This is a genomic window from Colwellia sp. E150_009 (assembly GCF_053543955.1).
The window spans coordinates 1-20,732 of sequence record NZ_JBHFOM010000047.1 but is presented as its reverse complement, the minus strand read 5'-3'; the positions used below and the strand labels follow the sequence as shown (position 1 = coordinate 20,732).

Annotated in this window: 10 protein-coding genes; 5 read left to right on the top strand and 5 right to left on the bottom strand. The window is 36.0% G+C overall.

Features of this window, described 5'->3' with window-relative positions:
* Positions 1-14: 14 nt before the first annotated feature.
* Positions 15-2,102, top strand: coding sequence for an ATP-dependent DNA helicase RecG (gene recG / locus ACE1OF_RS16635; RefSeq protein ID WP_448895794.1), 2,088 nt, complete (start codon positions 15-17; stop codon positions 2,100-2,102).
* 55 nt (positions 2,103-2,157) lie between these two features.
* Positions 2,158-2,292, top strand: a complete 135-nt coding sequence (locus ACE1OF_RS16630) for a hypothetical protein (protein ID WP_448895793.1) — start codon at positions 2,158-2,160, stop codon at positions 2,290-2,292.
* Between the two features lie 224 nt (positions 2,293-2,516).
* Here ACE1OF_RS16630 and polA read toward each other — a convergent pair whose 3' ends face one another.
* Both polA and ACE1OF_RS16620 read right to left on the bottom strand, forming a co-directional pair.
* Positions 2,517-5,309 (bottom strand): DNA polymerase I, encoded by a 2,793-nt coding sequence (gene polA, locus ACE1OF_RS16625; RefSeq protein WP_448895791.1) that lies wholly within the window; start codon positions 5,307-5,309, stop codon positions 2,517-2,519.
* 671 nt (positions 5,310-5,980) lie between these two features.
* Positions 5,981-6,433: a helix-turn-helix domain-containing protein gene (locus ACE1OF_RS16620; RefSeq protein ID WP_448895790.1), complete on the bottom strand. Its 453-nt coding sequence runs from the start codon at positions 6,431-6,433 to the stop codon at positions 5,981-5,983.
* A 389-nt stretch (positions 6,434-6,822) separates the two neighbouring features.
* Here ACE1OF_RS16620 and ACE1OF_RS16615 point away from each other — a divergent pair, with 389 nt between their 5' ends.
* A complete protein-coding gene (locus tag ACE1OF_RS16615) occupies positions 6,823-10,119 on the top strand; it encodes an nSTAND1 domain-containing NTPase (protein ID WP_448895788.1) in 3,297 nt (1,098 codons plus the stop codon).
* 60 nt (positions 10,120-10,179) lie between these two features.
* Complete coding sequence (locus tag ACE1OF_RS16610) at positions 10,180-10,581, top strand: hypothetical protein (RefSeq protein ID WP_448895786.1); 402 nt, start codon at positions 10,180-10,182, stop codon at positions 10,579-10,581.
* A 132-nt stretch (positions 10,582-10,713) separates the two neighbouring features.
* Here ACE1OF_RS16610 and ACE1OF_RS16605 read toward each other — a convergent pair whose 3' ends face one another.
* The 3 genes from ACE1OF_RS16605 to ACE1OF_RS16595 all read right to left on the bottom strand — a co-directional run bounded on the left by ACE1OF_RS16605 (position 10,714) and on the right by ACE1OF_RS16595 (position 18,375).
* On the bottom strand, positions 10,714-12,042 hold the full coding sequence (locus ACE1OF_RS16605) for a glycerophosphodiester phosphodiesterase family protein (RefSeq protein ID WP_448895813.1): 1,329 nt from the start codon (positions 12,040-12,042) through the stop codon (positions 10,714-10,716).
* A 261-nt stretch (positions 12,043-12,303) separates the two neighbouring features.
* A complete protein-coding gene (gene gorA, locus ACE1OF_RS16600) occupies positions 12,304-13,671 on the bottom strand; it encodes a glutathione-disulfide reductase (protein WP_448895784.1) in 1,368 nt (455 codons plus the stop codon).
* A gap of 72 nt (positions 13,672-13,743) precedes the next feature.
* Complete coding sequence (locus ACE1OF_RS16595) at positions 13,744-18,375, bottom strand: EAL domain-containing protein (protein ID WP_448895782.1); 4,632 nt, start codon at positions 18,373-18,375, stop codon at positions 13,744-13,746.
* A 133-nt stretch (positions 18,376-18,508) separates the two neighbouring features.
* Between ACE1OF_RS16595 and prlC the strand changes: the two genes are divergently transcribed.
* Positions 18,509-20,596, top strand: a complete 2,088-nt coding sequence (gene prlC / locus ACE1OF_RS16590; RefSeq protein ID WP_448895780.1) for an oligopeptidase A — start codon at positions 18,509-18,511, stop codon at positions 20,594-20,596.
* Positions 20,597-20,732 lie beyond the last annotated feature (136 nt).

Sequence of the window (20,732 nt, the reverse complement as noted above, 5' to 3'; positions counted from 1 at the left end):
GCTTATTTTTACACATGGAAGCACTAACCCAATTATCACACGTTGCTCTCTCCACGCTTAAAGGTGTGGGGCCAAGTATGGCGGCAAAGCTTGAAAAAATAGGCTTGCTGTCAGTTCAAGATTTATTATTTCATCTACCGTTACGTTACGAAGATCGTACCCGAGTAACTACTATTCGTGATTGTTTATCTGGCACGCATACCAATATTATTGGTGAAATAACCAATAGTCAAATTACGCACGGCAAACGGCGCATGCTAGTCGTAACCCTAAACGATGGTACAGGCGAGATCCAATTATGCTTTTTTAGTTTTTCAGCAAGCCAAAAAAATAGTCTTAATATTGGTAAGAGTATTCGTTGTTATGGCGAAATAAAACGTGGTCCGCGTGGTTTTCAAATTGTGCATCCAGAATATAAATCTCTCGATGATGACAGAGCGTTAACGCCAGTAGAAGAAACACTCACCCCTGTTTACCCAACAACTGATGGGTTAAAGCAAATTTCGCTACGTAATTTAACAGATCAAGCCCTGACTCGATTAAAACGCGGCCAAGTAGAAGAATTATTACCAAGCAACTTATTTGATGAACCCTACTCACTCGCTCAAGCATTAACTATTATTCATCGACCGCCGCCCGAAATCTCCACAAGTCAACTTGAAAACGGCAAGCATCCCGCTCAAATTCGTTTAATTAAAGAAGAATTACTCGCCCATAATTTGAGTATGCTAAAACTCAGACAAAACAGTGATGTGCATCAAGCCGTGTCATTAATTGGCAAACCCACAATTGAAAAGGCTTTTCTAGCAACATTACCTTTTTCACCTACGAATGCGCAAACGCGTGTAGTATCCGAAATAAAACAAGACCTCGCTAAAGATCACCCTATGATGCGCCTTGTGCAAGGCGATGTTGGTTCTGGCAAAACCCTTGTCGCTGCTTTAGCCGCTTTGGATGCTATAAACCAAGGGTTTCAAGTTGCCTTAATGGCACCAACCGAAATTTTAGCTGAGCAACATGCTATCAACTTTGCTAACTGGTTTAACCCCCTAAAAATTTCAGTGGGTTGGCTTGCCGGTAAAACAAAAGCCAAAGCAAGACGCTTAGCATTAGAACACATTGAAAGTGGCGAAATGCAAATGGTTATTGGCACACATGCGCTCTTTCAAGCCGATGTTGTATTCAATAAATTAGTGCTGATTATTATTGATGAACAGCATAAATTTGGCGTTCATCAACGCTTATCGTTGCGTGAAAAGGGCGTGTTTGATAATAATTACCCTCATCAACTGATCATGACCGCAACCCCAATTCCACGTACCTTAGCCATGACGGCTTATGCTGATTTAGACACATCAGTAATCGATGAATTACCGCCAGGACGAACACCTATTAATACAGTAGCACTACCCGATACCCGCCGCGATAATGTGATTGAACGAATTCGTGAAGGGTGTGTGAATGACAATCGCCAAGCGTATTGGGTTTGTACACTCATTGAAGAATCTGAAGTGTTACAATGCCAAGCGGCAGAAGATACGGCGCTACACTTACAAGAACAATTACCAGAGCTAAAAGTTGGTTTGGTACATGGACGCATGAAAGCAGATGAAAAACAACAAGTGATGGATGACTTTAAAGCAGGTAATACGCACCTGCTTATTGCAACTACAGTGATTGAAGTGGGGGTAGACGTACCTAACGCCAGCTTAATGGTGATAGAAAACCCGGAACGTTTAGGTTTAGCACAATTACATCAGCTTCGCGGCCGTGTCGGTCGAGGCTCCGTTGCCTCTCATTGCGTCCTACTATATAAAGCACCGCTGTCTAAAACCGCCACTAAGCGTTTAGCGGTACTTAGAGAAAGTAATGATGGTTTTGTTATTGCTGAAAAAGATCTTGAAATTCGTGGTCCAGGTGAATTACTGGGTACTCGCCAAACAGGCTTAGCTGAGCTTAAAATTGCTGATTTAATTCGCGATGGCTATCTTATTGCCGATATAAAGCAAAAAGCGTATCTGTTATCGCGTCAAAATCCAGAATCCGCACAAGCCTTAATCCAGCGTTGGTTAGGTAACAAAGAACGCTATTCTAATGCGTAGTCTTATACCTATATTGAAATTGATTTTCTAGCAAGAACAAATCTAAAGCATAATAGTGGGATATGCTATTCCACTACAGGTTATGTCATTACCTATGCTCAGTATCTTAAAGCTAGTTAATGGTACTCATGGTAGTTGGCAAGTTGCCCCTAACTTTTTTGGTGTCGTCATCGTTACCAGCTTCTATTAAATATCAGCATACGGTTTATACATATGTTTTCATTTATTAAAAAAAAGCTGAGTATCGTAAGCTCATCTCCTCTTTAATTTTATACATATTCCACGCTTTAGTGTGAACCTAATGCAGATTTTAAGAGGAAAAACACAAACCTCCTTATTGCCAATTTTGATTGAACTCTATATTTGATGAAAATTAATTCTAAAAATTTACAATATAGAGTTCTTATCAATCAACTAATGTGCTTCATCCCAGTTATCACCCATGCCTGCTTCAGCAATAAGTGGTACGCTCAGTTCTACCGCATTATTCATTAACTCAACCAATTTTGCTGTCGTTTCTTCAACAATATCTTGATGAATTTCAAAGATTAATTCATCGTGTACTTGCATAGTCATTTTGATACGGTCATCATTTTTCTCATTCAGCCATGTTGCTACTGCCAACATGGCTTTTTTAATGATGTCTGCGGCTGTACCTTGCATGGGTGCGTTAATAGCTGCGCGTTCAGCTGCTTTTCTACGCATTCCATTTTTTGATTTTATTTCAGGTAAATATAATCGACGACCAAATATTGTTTCTACGTAACCCTGCTCACTAGCCTGTTGACGAGTGTCTTCCATATAAGTTAAAACGCCAGGATAACGTTGAAAATACTTGTCTTGGTATTCTTGTGCTTGTTGGCGACCAATATTCAGCTGCTTAGCTAAACCAAAGGCTGACATACCATAGATCAAACCAAAGTTAATAGCCTTTGCACTGCGACGTTGATTAGTGGTTACATCATCTAACGCTACGGCAAAAATTTCAGCCGCGGTTGCTTTGTGAATATCTTTACCTTCGCTAAAGGCGTTGACTAAACCTTTATCATTAGATAAATGTGCCATTATTCGTAACTCAATTTGTGAGTAATCAATGGCTACAATTTTATAGTCTTTGGGTGCAATAAACGCTTGGCGTATTTTCCGCCCTTCTTCACTTCGAATTGGGATATTCTGAAGGTTTGGATCGGTTGAAGATAATCGCCCAGTTGCTGTCACTGCTTGATGATATGAGGTATGCACTCGACCAGTTTTATCACTTATCATTAATGGCAATTTATCAGTGTAGGTCGATTTTAATTTACTTAAGCCTCTATTTTCTAGAATAACTTTAGGCAAAGGGTAGTCAAGTGCTAATTCTTGTAACACTTCCTCAGCAGTAGAAGGCGCACCCTTAGGCGTTTTTTTAATGACTGGAATTTTTAATTCCTCAAACAATATTTGCTGTAACTGCTTAGGCGAGCTTAAGTTAAAGCTTTTGCCTGCAAGGTTATGAGCTTCAATTTCTAATTCATCTAAACGTTGCCCAATACTGTGACTTTGTTGATCAAGTAAATCACAATCAATTAACACCCCCGTTTGTTCCATTTGTGCTAACACGGGCATTAGGGGCATTTCAATATCATTAAATACATTCAGCTGCTTAGGTGATTTTTCAAGGGCAGGAAATATTGCTTGATGTAAACGTAAGGTAATATCAGCATCTTCAGCGGCATAATGCCCAGCTTTATCAATATCTATTTGATTAAACGTTAACTGTTTAGCACCTTTACCAGCAACATCTTCAAAGTGTACCGTTTTATAACCCAAATACTTAAGCGCAAGGGCATCCATATTATGACGTGTGGCAACACTGTTATAACAATAAGATTCAATCATGGTATCAAACGCGACACCTTGTAGCTTAATATGATACTGGCTTAGCACATTAGCATCATACTTAAGGTTTTGGCCTATCTTTTTAATGTCACTACTTTCTAATAACGGCTTTAATTGTGCTAATACCCAATCTCTGTCTAACTGCTCAGGGGCGCCAAGATAATCATGTGCTAATGGTACATAAGCCGCTTTACCAACATCAACAGCAAACGATAAACCAACAAGTTCCGCTTTCATGTAATCAACATTGGTGGTTTCCGTATCAAAAGCAAAAGCGCTACTCTGTTTTAATTTTTCTAACCAGTCATTAAAATGGCTTTGATTAAAAACAATGTCATATTTACATTCTGACACCTCTACCGCTGCCACATCAGCACTATTGTTTTCTTCAACATTTGTATTACTACTTGTTGGGGCGATTACACTGGTTTCATTCATATCGTTGTTGCTGTTTTTATTTAAATCAGCCAACAAACGTTTTAACTCAAACTCTTGATAAAGGGCTGTTAACGCTTCAACATCTGGTTCAATTGGTCGTAATTTTTCTACCGTTTGCTCTAACTCAACATCACACTTTATGGTTGCTAGCTGATATGACAGCGGCAGCTGTTCAAGTGCATCACGTAAATTTTCACCAATTTTTCCTTTTACTTTATCAGCATTAGCAATCACGTTATCTAACGTGTCATGCTCAGTTAACCATTTTACCGCAGTTTTAGGACCACATTTTACTACCCCAGGAATATTATCAACCTTGTCACCCATTAAGGCTAAATAATCAATAATTTGATCAGGACGAACACCAAATTTCTCAGTTACACCTGCTTCATCTAGTTCTACAGCGGTCATAGTATTAATCAAACGCACATGGGGCGTGACTAATTGCGCCATATCTTTATCACCTGTAGAAATAACTGTCTCAATACCTTTTTCACTTGCCTGTTGTGCTAACGTGCCAATGACATCGTCTGCTTCAACACCTGGAATAACCAATAATGGCAACCCCATTGCGCTAATAATTTGATGCAACGGTGCTATTTGTGAGCGTAACTCATCAGGCATTGGTGGGCGATTAGCTTTGTATTCAGGGTACAAATCATTACGAAACGTTTTGCCTTTAGCATCAAAAATTACCACTACGTTACCATTGGGATAATCTTTTTTTAAACTACCAATCATATTTAATACGCCAGTAATCGCCCCTGTAGGTTGACCACTCGCGGTAGATAAGGCTTGCAGGTAAGGAACATGATATGCGCGAAATAAATACGAAGAGCCATCCACTAAAATGAGTGGGGATAATGGTGAATTTTCTGCCAAAGTTGTCATAAGATATTTGTCTAAACAATAAGAAAGGTTAAGCATGACACAAAGAGCGCTATAGCTCTACTGTGTAGTGATAATTGTCATGAAGCGATTGTGGATAACTTTGTTAATAAGCACAATAAAACACCAAATAAGCATCCGTTACTTTTTTGTTACCATCAATTAATAAGTTGTTTTTATTGATAAAAATAGAGGATGAAATCCTTTTATTTCACAATTGTTTTTATTTTTATTTTTGTGGATAAATAAATATATCTCCGTTACTTTTTTCACTGTACAAATAACAGCCAAAGAAATAACGAGCTAAGAGATTATCAGAATTTAGAAGTTTTACCAGTCAATTAATAAACTTTTTTTAAAGATTTTTGACAACTTAAAATAACAAAAAAACATAAGCCATTAATGGCGTGACTTACAAACTAGTCAACCAGTTTGATAAGAAAAAATTATTTTTATTCTGAATAAAGCTATTCAGAATGTAGCTAAGCCTCTAAATTTAATTCAAGTAAAAACTCTATTTTTAGGGGCAATTTACAAGCTATTTATTATTGAGTATATATACCCAGCTAGAATTAGAAATGAGCATCTTGAAGTGGTTTGGTTATACTTCTCGCATGAGATTTAACTTATACAGTGAGCCGAGTGCTAGGCAGGTATTAGGCGAGTTATTTGTATTATTTCTTATGAAGGGTACTTGAGGTAGATATAACTTCTATTTTTAGTAGATTTCTTTGTTGGTGGGGAGAAATATGAAATTGTTTTTTGTAATCGATTATAAAATCGTCATGATTTTCATAGCCAATTTCGGTACTAATTTCTTGAATCGAAAGATCTGAATGTATTAAAAGTGATTTCGCTGTTGATATTCTTTGTTTTTTCACCCACTCAGAAATATCCAAACTTAATAATTTATTTAAGGTTGTTGCTAAACTTCTTTTATTTAGTCGCTTATAACAATTAAGGCTATTGGCAATGTTAAGATCTATTTCTACAACATTATTATTGCATTCATTCATTGTTTGATTTGCATCTACACAATTATTACTGTCTATAAATAGAGGGTCTTTTTTTGTATTCTGTGTTTCTAAATTCATTATATCTACTCTATTTTTTTGTGTGTTTTTCATTTCCCTGTCCTTTTATTAGCTACAGTTTTTTGAAATTAATGACAAACAATAAATACGGACTTACTTCTTACATTCAGAAGATAATTGAACAATAAAATAAATCTGTTAAAGAGTTCTGACGCTAAGCTTACAAATCCTTACCAAAATCTTACCGAACATAAAGTACTTTAATTTCAATAAGTAAGAATTTATTAAAAGATTATATTTATAGCTTAAAATTAAAAAATAAAATAAGAACACAAAATAATTAAGCCGACAATGTATCTAACTGAATACTTATCGAGCATAATTAGAACAATTAGGTACTTGGTAAAGAGTGAATTACTCTCTTTATTCTCATAGAGTTTAAAAGAATAAGTGCCATGAAACATAAATAATAGGTATTAAGTTTGCGCAGTTCCAATAAAATATCGAACGATTTCATTACAACACCTTATTATATTGAAGGCCTATATATTGAGCCTTCGCAAAGTATCATTATCGAGAATAATATTACTCGACATGTTCAGCCTAAAGTTATGGAAGTATTAACTTACCTTTGCAGTAAAGCCGAACAGCTTGTGACTACCGATGAATTAATTAAGGCATGCTGGCCAAATCAATTTATTAGTGACAGTCCACTTCATAAATGCATTGCCCAAATACGAAAAACACTTTCTGATGACCCAAAAAACCCTCGTTTCATAAAAACGGTTCCTAAAAAGGGTTATGTTTTTATCGCTAAAATTAAAGGCTTGAATGTAACACCACAAAAATCTACTGCGCATTGGACAGGAGAATTACCTTATCCAGGGTTACAGCCATTTACTTCATCACAAAGTGATATTTTCTTTGGTCGTGATCAAGTAATTAAAGACATTAATAACTGGGCATCTCAAATAAGCAAAGAAACGACGAGTTGGTTATTAGTTTCGGCTCCCGTTGGGGCAGGTAAAAGTTCTCTAGTTTATGCTGGCCTGTTACCCACATTAATATCACATACTTTTATTAAGACAACAGCCCAAGAATTCTGTAATGTTTTAGATTTACGATCACTACTTACTCAACAAAAACCACACATTGAGTTATTAACGTTATTACTTAATAAAGAAAAGCTTTCTAACCGACTCTCTTTAACAGAATATGAAGAGTTAATAACTACGCACAATAACCACTCAACCGATGATCAATCCATAGTATTGTTTCATGAACAATTATTAACAACGGATAAGCACCATAGATTTGTTATTTTTATTGACCACCTTGAAGCACTTTTTGACATATACTCCAAAATTAAGATAAGTGAGAATGAGTTAACTTACTTTTTCAAACTTCTGCAGTTATTAGTTAGTTCAAAACAATGTTTATTGATTACTAACATTCGCGAACAATTCTTACCAGAGTTAGCACAAATATACGCACATCAAAAACATGCCTTTCACTATAAATTGCCGCCTTTTAGTCATACTGAATTAATTGATATTATAGATAAACCAGCCGAATTAGCGGGCATTACTTTTGAATACAATGTAGACAGTAGAGAACGTTTGAATAGGGTTATTATTCAGCAATTACAAATAAAGCCTGCACCTATAGCAATGATACAGTTATTATTAAACCAATTGTATGCGCAAAGATCTAACCAGACACTCACGTATAAGGCTTATAAAAAGATTAATGGTATTGCTGGTTGCATTGCAAGTATTGCAGAAGAAAAATATCAACACTTAACAGTAAAAGAACAAACCTGTTTTGAACAAATTTTATTTCACTTAATCACCTTAGATGCTAATGGGCATATAACCAAAAATGAACAACCATGCCTAATTGAATACTTTACCAACACTAATAAATTAGCAGTAATTAATCACTTTATCAGTATCGGTATTTTGCAAATCACTTACACCAATAAAAAGCCTTGTATTTCCCTTGTAAACGATAGTTTATTAACGGCTTGGGCAAGAATTAGCTCGTGGATTAAACAAAACATTTCCACATTATATACTCGACATGACCTTAAAATAGCGACTCAACGTTGGCTATATCATGAAAAAAGCAGTCATCTATTAATTCATTCCAATACCAAAATAAAAATAATTAACAGTATTATAGACGATAATAATTTTACCTTTAACAATGATGAAAAAGCGTTTATTGCTGCCTCAGTAAACAATCTAAAACGTGCCAATCTTCTTAAAAAAACAGTTATCGCCACATTTTTAGTATGCTCTTTTAGCTTAGCTTGGTTATCAATATCACTTAGTCAAACCAATGAAAAAATAACAACAACACGAAATAACGCCGAGAACCTGATTTCTTTTATTATTTATGATTTAAAAGACAAACTTGAACCCCTAGGTAAATTAGAATTACTCAATATAGTTGCAGACAAAACCCTTAAATATTTTGAGCAGGCAGGCACATATAACTTAACGGGAAAAGCTTTACTTCAGTGGACTGAATCGCTTCACATACTGGGCAAAATCAATATTAGTAAAAATAATTACATCACAGCAGAGTCATATTTTAAACAAACCTCAGTAGCATTAAAGCAAGCTTTAAAGAATGATAATACTAACGAAAAACTACTCGAGTTACACATGCTAGCTAATTACTGGTTGGGCTATGCTGCCTATTTACAGTCAGACTATATTTCAGCTGAGCCCTTTTGGATTGAGTATAGTAAACATGCCGATATCTTATTTTCACTTTACCCTAAACCTGAATGGCAATTAGAACAATCTTATGCGTTAAACAATCTTGGTTCATTAGCAGAAAAAAACAACCAATTAACAGCTGCTAGCCACTATTTTGAGCAGTCTGCTGCAATCAAATTATCGTTACTAAAAACACAACCCGATAATTTATCATTAAGAGCCGACTTAGCCGACACTCGTTCTTGGCAAAGTAACATACAAGCAAAATCAGGGAAATTATTATCTTCAATCAAATACTTAGAAGAGGCTCTCTCACAGCTTAAGCAAATTAATTATACCGAAATTAACTTTAAACATATTGAAGATTTAGCTTATTTAGAACAAAATATTGCGATTTTGTATTATAATTCTGGTGATTTACCCAATGCTGAAATTCACACTCAGGCGGTACAAAAAAATCTCCTTACATTAGTCAATAATGATGACAACAATTATTCATTTAAAGAGAGCTTATTAGATAGCTATTTATTATCAATACGAATATTTATTAACCATAATAAAAGCGACCAAGCATTAATTTACTTAGATAAAAGTAAAGTTTTAATTAATAGACTTAAAAGTACAGAGAGTAAAACCACAGACTTAATTGCAATAAATATTAATTTATTACAATATCAAGCTCAAGCAATGGCCTTGCTTAAGCAAAATCAAAGCGCTCTTGTCGCAATAACAGACGCAATGGTGTTATTTAAACAACACTTATCTATTAAAACGCACACAACTTTTTATGCTCGCCTCTTATTAACAAAATGGAATATAGTAAACGCCATACAAAATATGGATAATATCGCCATTAAAAAAGAGTTAATAGAAATAAAAGTCCTGCTTGAATCTAAACTACAGCGTAGTAAACCTAATTATAAAACCCTCTCTATTTACTTAGCGATACTTTCTTCTATACAGCAATATTCACCAGATAATCCTTGGTTGAAAATTTATCAGCATTCTGATTATAATATTCCAGAATATTCAATAAGTAACGTGAAATAAAAATAACTCGCAGATAATTAACCATTTGCAGTATTTAAAACGTCTAAAAGGCCCACAACAATGACAACAGCCATACAAATACAGAATAGAATTACTCTTTATTTAGAAATAACCAAAAACTACGATAATTCACATAGCTACAGATATTTATCTCTTATGGATAATGGTGCTGTAGTTAATTTAGAAGGCTTAGTTATTTCTCAGCCAACTATAATCACAGTGCAGTTAACCGATGTTACTAAAACCAGCTACGTTATTACCCAGTGCCTCATTCCTTGTGATCAAAAAACAGTGACCGCTAACATTCGTGATATCAATAGTTCACAACTCGTTACACTAACTGACAAAGATAATGAAACGGGACCTAAAAGTTATAACTTTGTTATCATTGCTAATGACAAACAGACAGGTGAACAAATTGTGTGTGATCCACAAGCACGTAACAAAGGAAAAAATAATTAACTGAATAAAGGGAGCAATAGCTCCCTTCTCGCTTTATCTTCTGTAGCGTCTAAATTCCCTGATTAGTCCTTTGCATCAACGCGCCTACTTAGCAAAACTAAATTATAGCCTTAGTCATTCCCTTAATTATCACTAATCAACATTCATACAGTTAGCATAATAAGTGACTGTTGCAGGCCAATCAGAAAACACACCGACTACACCTACCTCTTTTGCTAAAACGTCTAACAATATAAGTACATCTGCTTCACTCTTTACTACATCAGTTATACTCTGATAATACCAGCCACCGCCATTAGCAAGTAACCCTGAACGTTCAAGCGACCAAGCAATAATCTTAAGGCCTGCCGCTTTCGCAGCTTTAGCGTATAATGAAGGCGTGATTTTCCCCTCTGAATCTAAAGTAACTAACATCCATACTGGTGGAGCTAAGTAATTAACACCTTGGCTTTTTAGCTGTGTCATACTGGGTTCCCACGTTGTAGAATTTTGAGGGTCAAAAGCTGTATTATCATATCTGCCATCAAGAAATACCGCTTGCTTACCAAATTTAGCATTTTTTGTAATCCAATATTCAACATCTTTAAGGCTAAATGATTGCGGATAAACTTGAGAGGGTGATACACCTGCAGATATGTATTCATTTAACATTTTTTGCGCATAATCTTTTTGGCTGAAATTATTAAATGGCATAGATACACTGGCCTGCTTTAATTCTGGGGTCATTTTTACACCCGCATTTTTAAACATTTCTATACTCTCAGCATGCGTCATCAATGTTCCTGCACCTGAGTACAGATCAGTACGCCAACTAGGTGTACCCGCTAAATATTCATCTACTGTTGTCGCTTGTAAATTAGCGCCGTCCATCTTACCATTAAGTTGTTTAAATTGAGCCAGTGTAATATCACTTGTACAACACTTAGCTGTAGCAGGTGTACCATTAGTCAGGTTTGCGGGCGAAAATGGTTGTGAGCATTGCTTTGCAAGTTCGGGGATAGCTAAAATATTAGTTGTTGTGGCTAAATCGCACTGTGAGTGACGGCATACCAACACTTCATCTAAAGTAAAAGTAACATCGCATTCTACAATTCCAGCACCAGAATCAATCGCTGCTTGATAAGACTCTCTTGTGTGCTCAGGGAATAACATAGGAGCACCACGATGGCCTAATGAAAAATCAGAGCGATAAAAAGTATTATCTTTGCACTGTTGCAACTTCGTTTTTAACTGACTAGTTGTCATTTCATTAATTAAAAATAAAGGTCTTAGCCCAATCTTGGCAACGATTTTCTCTGTCACCTTATCGGTGACTTCATTGGTAGTATTCATAACATGGCTACTATTGCAGCCTAAGTGAAAGAAGGAAGCCACTAAACAAAAAATAAACCCATTATTTTTTAAGGAAGAAGTGAACATAGTTGTTCCTTTTATCAACTCAGTTATATTAATTAACTTAATCTGTTTAATAGAAAATATCGCTTAAGATTTTGACATAATAGATAATTATTATTGCAATTTAATGAATAATTTTATATCGGATTAGTCTCTTGAGTTCAAATATAAGAGGAAGGCAAACAACCACTCACTTCATGCCCAGTTTGACACAAAATATCATGAAGTGAAGTGGTGAATAATTGGGAACCTGAATCAAGTTAAAGGTGAAAAGATTACTCGATTGAATAACCGAGTAATCATTCCAAAAACCCTTTATAGCATAATTTATAAGGTAACGAACTCTTCTGCAGACGTGGGGTGAATCGCAATAGTATTATCAAAATCAGTCTTAGTTGCGCCCATTTTCATTGCTACCGCAAAACCTTGCAGTAACTCATCACTACCAAAGCCAATGCTATGTAAACCCACTACTTTTTCATCTTTACCTGCACAAATGAGTTTCATACGTGTAGGATCACGATAATCTTCAGTTATCGCTTGGTAAAGCGCGGTAAATTGAGAGTTATAAACAGTAATATTATCTTCACCGTATTGTTCAACCGCTTCCGCTTCTGTTAAGCCAACAGTGCCTATCACAGGGTGGCTGAATACAACCGTAGCAATACCTGTGTAATCTAGATGTTCATCAGGCTTATTATTAAATAACCGTTCACATAAACGTCGGCCAGCAGCAACAGCAACAGGGGTTAATTGTGCACGACCTGTATTATCACCCACAGCATAAATACCAGGTACATTAGTATTTTGATATTTATCAGTAACAATAAAACCTCGTTTATCAAGTGCTACACCAGCAAGATCTAAATTAATATTATCTGTGGCTGGTTCACGACCAATAGCCCAAACCAATGTTTCAACAGGACCAATAGATTTACCATTAGTAAGATGAACTACCAATTGCCCATCTGCTAACTTTTCAATTCGTTCTGGAGTGCTATGGTTATGTAATGTTGGACCATGTTTTTCCATTTGCTCAACCAGCGTAGTACTTAGCATTTCATCAAAAGTACGTAATGGTTTTTCATTTCGCACTAATAAATGCGTTTGTGTACCTAAACCATGAAAAACACCTGCTAATTCAACAGCAATATAACCTGCACCAATAACAGCAACTGATTTGGGTTGCTCTGTTAGGGCAAAAAATCCATCTGAATTAATACCAAATTCTGCACCTTCAATAGTAGGTATTGACGGACGCCCCCCAGTAGCAATAGTAATATGATCGGCGGTGTATAAAGTACCATCAACATCCACCGTGTTTTTATTAACAAACTTGGCAAAACCTTGAATGACTGTAACATCATTGGCATCAAAACCACGTTGGTATGCAGCATGAATACGCTCAATGTAAGCTTCGCGATTTTTGATTAAACGATTCCAATCAAAACCATTATGTTCAATTTTAAAATCACCTAAATTAAAGCCATAGTCATGCGCATATTTCAACGCATCACTAATTTGGCCAGCATACCACATGGCTTTTTTAGGAACACACCCCACATTAACACAAGTACCGCCTATATATTTTGCTTCAATAACCGCCGCTTTTTTACCTAATCGTGCCGCTCTGTTTGCTGATGCAATACCACCACTACCTGCACCGATTGCTAAATAATCAAAATGTTGAGTCATAATATGTTCCAAGAAATTAATTTATATGGTTTGATCTGGGGATGAAATAGTATTATTCAATCGATTTTTAAACTAACTCACATGAAGTTCAATGACTTTCGTATTTAAATAACCATAAATATTTTTTGCAGCCAAAGGTTTACTGTATAAATACCCTTGAATGAAATGACAGTTGCGTTGGGTAAGATAGTCAAATTGCTCTCTTGTTTCAACTCCTTCAGCAATGCAATGCATATTTAAGCGTTCTGCTAAAACAATGGTGGCATCAACAATGGCTTCATCGGTTTTTTCGATGCCTATACCTGAAATGAAGCTGCGATCTATTTTTATAATATCAAGAGGTAATCGTTTTAAATACGACAAGGAAGAAAATCCCGTACCAAAGTCATCAAGTGCTAGTATGACTCCTAGATCGGACATTGCATTCATCGTCTTTATGGCATTTTCTGGCTCGGATAATAACGCACTTTCTGTTACTTCTATTTTCAATAAATGTGCAGGTAACTCATGTTTTTCTAGCAATTCAGTAATGTATGAGACCAAATGAGCTTTAGCAAAATGCTGCGCTGATAAATTTACCGATAAGTATAACGTAGGATGACCGTTATGCCATTTTTTCAAATCAATTAAACCACGCTCTAATGCCGCTTCAGTCATTGGTATAATTAACCCTAATTCTTCAGCAATATTAATAAAACCTGCAGGCGAGATTATTCCTTGTTGGCTTTGCCAGCGCATTAGTAACTCAAAACCAGCAGTTTGTCCTGTTCGCGTATCAACAATAGGCTGGTAGTAATTGATGAATTCATTATTACTGTAAGCTATTTTGACCCTAGTCTCTTTAGTCAAGCGCTCGGCAGCTTGAGTATTCATTTCTTGAGTAAAAAACTGAAACGTATTCCTACCTACTTGTTTCGCATGATACATTGCAATATCGGCATGACGTAGTAACTCATTTGAATCTCGTGCATTGTTAGGGTATAAGGCAATGCCAATACTAGCACCAATACTGACTTCATGATCTTTTAGTGATGCAGGTTTCTCTACTGCGGCTATAATTTTTTGTGCTACTAATCCCAAGTGCCTAATATCACGAAAAGACTCTAAAAGTATAACAAACTCATCTCCACCTATGCGTGCTATGGTGTCGCCAGTCCTTAATAATTGACGTAACCTGCGTGCAACTTCTACCAATAGTTGGTCTCCGTAATCATGTCCTAATGAATCATTTACTTGTTTAAATCTATCTAAATCAACAAAAAACAGGGCGATAGATTTGTTTTTTCTTTTAGAAAGCTCCATAGCATGTCCAATGCGCTCAAGTAATAAACTTCGATTAGGTAGGTCTGTTAAATGATCATAATTTGCTAAGTAGCGCAGTTCTTTTTCTGCAGTTTTTTGAGCACTAATATCGGTAAAAACACAAACATAATGTAAATTGTGAGTGGTTTTATTTCTACCAACATTAATATTGACTATAACATGAAATTCTTCACCAGAATCAGTAGCAACTAGCTCTTCACCTCGCCAGTGCTGCCCCTCTTTTAATGAAGGAAATAGTGTTTGAAAAAATAGCCAACGTTGTTTTGGCAAACCCATAAAATTATGATTTAAAATAAACTTTTCCTCAGGCAATCCAAAAACATTACGTAATGACTGATTTGCTGTTATACGTGTAAAATCATCGTTTACAATCAGTACCCAGTCATTAGTTTGTTTAAATGCTTCGCCGTAATATTGACTACGTACCTCTGCAGCGCGTGTTTTGGTTATATTCGTATAAGCACCCGTAATTCTGCTGGGTTTGTTTTGATGATCTAAAGTGACTATTTTGCCTAAATCTCTGTACCATAACCAGTGTCCCTGTGAATGTTTGAGTCGATAAGTACAGGCAAACGTTTCATTAAGATCATTTTTTTCAATAAATAACTTCCATTGTGAGAGAAAGCTATCCTTATCATCAATATGAATTAATTCAATATGTTGCTCAAAGGTATGTGCAGTAGCTAAATCCACATAGCCTAACTCTTGAGCGATTCGTTTACCAAACATCATGTTATTTTGGGCTTGCCAATCCCATACTTCACTATTGCTGCCGACCAATGCTAGTTGAAGGCGGTTTTCTCTGAACTTGACTTCTTCATGACTCGCTAATAACTGTTGTTTTTGCTTATTTCGTCGATAGAGCCATAAAGAGAATAATGTAAGCAAAAATGCGGTATAACTAATATAAGCAAGGGGAGATTTCCAAGGAGCATAACTGACAATAATTTTAACTCTTTGACTCGTACTGTATTTTCCAGTTATTGGTGATTTCGCCCGTACAGAAAGAGTATGAGTACCTGAAGGTAAGCTGGCAAACGTGATTTTATTGTCAGTTGTTGGAGGGTAACTTACATTACTCTCACCGATTAATCGATACTCATAAACGACTTCTCCTCTATCAGCATATGACAGTGTTGAAAAATCGAAACGAATGCCTACATCATCATAGCGTAAGTGAACATCTTGTTGTTGATTAATAAGTAAAGGTAAGTCTAGCTGCCTAGATAACACGTTAATCGCAGTAACATAAATATTAATGTTGTCATTCCCGTGTTTGTTTTTTAATTTTAATGGATCAAAAATACTTACCCCTTCCATTGAACCATAAGCAAGATTGCCATTCGCTAATTTAATGCCTGCCCCATAATTAAACTCCATTGCTGGGAAACCGTCAGCAATGGTAAAATTACGTATCAATAGTGTATCAGTATCTAATAAAAATATTCCTTTGTGAGTAGAAAACCAAATATCACCTTCATTGTCAGTTAATAAACTGTAAACATTATTATCAATAACTGAGTTTTGACTATGATAAAAATACTTGGGCTTAAAGGAGGGGTACTCTAAGCCAATTAGCCCCTTTGTTGGGTAACTTAGCCAAAAAATATTGTTTTTATCAATTACCCAGTTTCCAAATGAAATCCATTCATTAGCCGATATGTTGGGGTGTTGATAGAGACGGACAGTTTTTTTTGTGACAGTATCATAGCTCCATAAAGCATCATTGGTTGAGAACAATAGCGTGTGGCTATCAGGTAAACTTCCTAAGAAGTTAAAAATTTTATTAAGAGGTACAACTTTACTTAATTCATTTAAGGTATCAATTTGTCCTGTTTGCAAATCAATGACGGCCGTTTCTTCATCGTAGACTAACCATAGATAACGATAATCTTGTAAGTAAGCTGAATAGTGATCTTTGGCTAAAATGGCCATTATTTCATCAGTAAAGTGAAATGATAGAAACTGTTGTAATGCTTCATTGTATAGCAGTATCCCTTGCTCGGTTGATAATATCAAAAGCTTGTTTTTGTACGGGAAAACATTGTAAACATCAAAGTTTTTTAATTGCTTATCTGTTGTTACTGCTACGGCAATCTGCTCTACGGTGCGTTTTTCAATATCAAGACTATTCAGGCCATGACTAGTGCCAACCCAAACTTTTTGAGGATTATTTTGTTGCTCTTCAATTACCCAAACAGCATTGTCATCTAAGCTATTGGGGGTGTTTTTTTGGTAACGATAATTTTCAATAAGCTCCAGTAAAGGATCCCACAAATACACGCCGGAAGATTGCGACCCAAGCCAAAAAACGCCCCCTTTATCTTGCGCGATAGAAATAATTTCATTATTAGCAATGTTTTCGAAATACTCACTAAGCCCAAAGAGAAATGCACCTTGTTGCTTTTTAGTGTCTATAACATGTAAACCATCATTACTGACAATGTAGAGCTGCTTGCCATCTGGTAAAAATTGCCAGACATCAATATGCTTCAATATTAGTTTATACGCTTCAATATTTTTTTTTGTTTCAATGTAATCCGTTATATTCTCTACATTAACGCTAAAAACACCATTATTTGTGCCCATATATAAGTTTTCATACTCGTCAATATGTAAAACATATACTTTATTCGCTTTTACATTACTAGTATCATTTGTGCTAGTTTCGACAGATAAGGTTGGTAATTTTCGCCATTGTTTTAATGATACATGATAGGCATACACACCAAGCCTTGTCGCAATGTATAGTACTTGTTTGTGGTATTTAATGGAAAAAATATTTTCTTTTTCGGGCAGTTCTTCTGATAAATCTAGAGTTAAATGAAATTCAGTTTTATTGGCTTGATAAAAGCCCACCATTTTACTTGTGGCTAGCCAGTAACCTGATTCATTATCACTATTTATACCTTCTGTAATATCGATAGCTATATGACCAGAACTTTCAGATTTATTGGTAAAAATTAACTGGTATTGATCCGTGTCAGGTTGATAACGATAAAGCCCTTTATCTACATTTATCCAAATAAAACCTAAATGATCTTGTTTAACAAAGAAAATACTTGAGTCGATAAAGCTATTATCAGGGCCTGGAAGTTGCCTGAAAGAATAACCATCATAGATATTGAGTCCATTATCTGTAGCGAGCCAAACAAACCCATTTTTGTCTGTTAATATTGAACTTACGGTGCCTTGAGATAAACCGTTTTCAACGGAAAGTTGTGTTAAAAATAAGTTATGTATTTTGCTTTTGGCATATACAGAAGTAATTGATGCATACAAGCTAATAAGGTAAATTAATAAAATAAATTTAACTCTACATACCATAGTTTTTCCAACACCCATCGATAACAGCAAAGACAACATAACTTTTAACCACATTAATTATAGCAAGTAATATGCGATCATGCGTGAATTACTGAACGTAAAATCATCTTTGCATTGTAAATACCTCTTGAATATTTAATATTTGTCATTACATAGTTTAGTATCGTTCATTTATTTCGTGCCTATTATGACTAATCCATTATTACCCCAGACGGTAAAAAAACTTGATTTACCTGCCTTCTCTAAAATAAAACCTGAACATATTAAACCTGCAGTAGAGCAAGCTATCGCTGATTGTAAAAAAGTCATCAATGATGTTTTAAACAATAACGCTCCTTTTACATGGGAAAACTTGATACAACCCATTGATGAAGTAGACGACATTTTGTCTAAATTATGGTCTCCCGTGTCACATATGAACTCTGTGGTAAGTAGTGATGAACTACGCGAAGCATATGAGTCTTGCCTACCGTTACTTTCTGAATACGGTACTTTTGTTGGCCAACACCAAGGGCTATATCAAGCATATCAAGACTTAAAAAATAGTGAATTATTCAATCAACTAAATACAGCACAGCAAAAAGTTATCACTAATGCACTTCGTGATTTTAAACTCTCTGGTATTGCATTGAGCGATGACGATAAAAAACGTTATGGTGCTATTGTAAGTCGCCTTTCTGACTTAAGCTCAAGCTATAGCAACAATGTATTAGACGCCACCCATGCTTTTAGCGTTAATATTACCGACAAAACGGCATTATCTGGCTTACCCGAAAGCGCCCTTGCAGCTGCCAAAGCCTTAGCAAAAAGTCAAAACCAAGCAGGTTATGTGTTCACTTTAGACTTTCCTAGTTATTTGCCAGTAATGACCTACTGTGACAACCGTGATTTACGTGAACAAATGTATCGTGCTTTTGTTACTCGCGCTTCAGATCAAGGGCCTAATGCAAGAGAATTTGATAATAGCGCTATTATGGATGAAACCTTAGCTCTACGTCATGAACTCGCTAATTTACTTGGCTTTAGTAATTATGGTGAAAAATCCTTAGCAACAAAAATGGCCAATACTAGCGATGAAGTGATGGCGTTTTTACAAGGGCTTGCCGTTAAATCTCAGCACCAAGGCGAGCAAGACATTAAAGAATTAAATGACTTTGTTGCCAGTGAGTATTCACAAACCTTATCTAACAAAGAATCGAATAAAACCTTACAAGCATGGGATCTTGCCTATTACAGTGAAAAACTTAAACACGCGCGTTATGCAATATCTGACGAGGAGCTTCGCCCGTACTTTCCCAAAGACAAAGTAGTGAATGGCCTATTTGAAGTGGTTCATAAATTGTTTGGTTTGAACATTAAAGAACGTGCTCATGTTGATACTTGGCATAAGGATGTTGCTTTTTATGACGTTTTTGACAGTACAGGTGGGCTACGCGGCAGTTTTTATTTAGACTTATATGCCCGTGCTAAAAAGCGTGGCGGCGCATGGATGGACGAATGTGTTGGACGACATGCTTTACCTAACGGCGTAATTCAATACCCTGTTGCTTACCTTACCTGTAACTTTAATGGCCCTGTTGACAATAAACCTGCGCTTTTCACTCATGACGAAGTTGTTACGCTTTTCCATGAGTTTGGACACGGATTGCATCACATGCTAACGCAAATTGATGTGAGTGCAGTGTCAGGAATAAACGGTGTGCCTTGGGATGCCGTAGAATTACCGAGTCAATTTTTAGAGAACTGGTGTTGGCAACCTGAAGCGTTAGCGTTTATCTCGGGTCACTATGAAACGGGCGAACCTTTGCCTCAAGAAATGTTAGACAAAATGCTTGCTGCTAAGAATTTTCAATCTGCTATGCAAATGTTACGTCAATTAGAGTTCAGCATTTTTGACTTTACTATGCACGCTAACTATAACCCTAATGCCGAAAATAATAACGAATACATACAACAAACGCTAAACCAAGTACGCGAACAATATGCGGTAGTAAAAGCACCCGAGTTTAATCGTTTTCAACATGGTTTTAGTCATATTTTTGCGGGTGGCTATGCCGCTGGTTACTATAGTTACAAATGGGCAGAAGTATTATCTGCCGATGCTTTCAGTATGTTTGAAGAACAAGGTATTTTCAACACAGATACAGGTCACTCCTTTTTAACTAATATTCTTGAAAAAGGCGGCAGTAAAGAGCCTAGCGAACTATTTAAAGCCTTTAGAGGCAGAGCACCAGAAATAGACGCATTATTACGTCACTGTGGTATTGAAGCATAAGTTTATGACTGAAAAATTTGTAGTAGCTCAGACCTGATCTGACAGTTACCCGATTTTTAGGGTGCCTTGTCAGCTTAGATTTGAGCTAAATTCTTTTCGGCCCAAATCGATTTCCCATCAAGTAATGTTTCTAGTG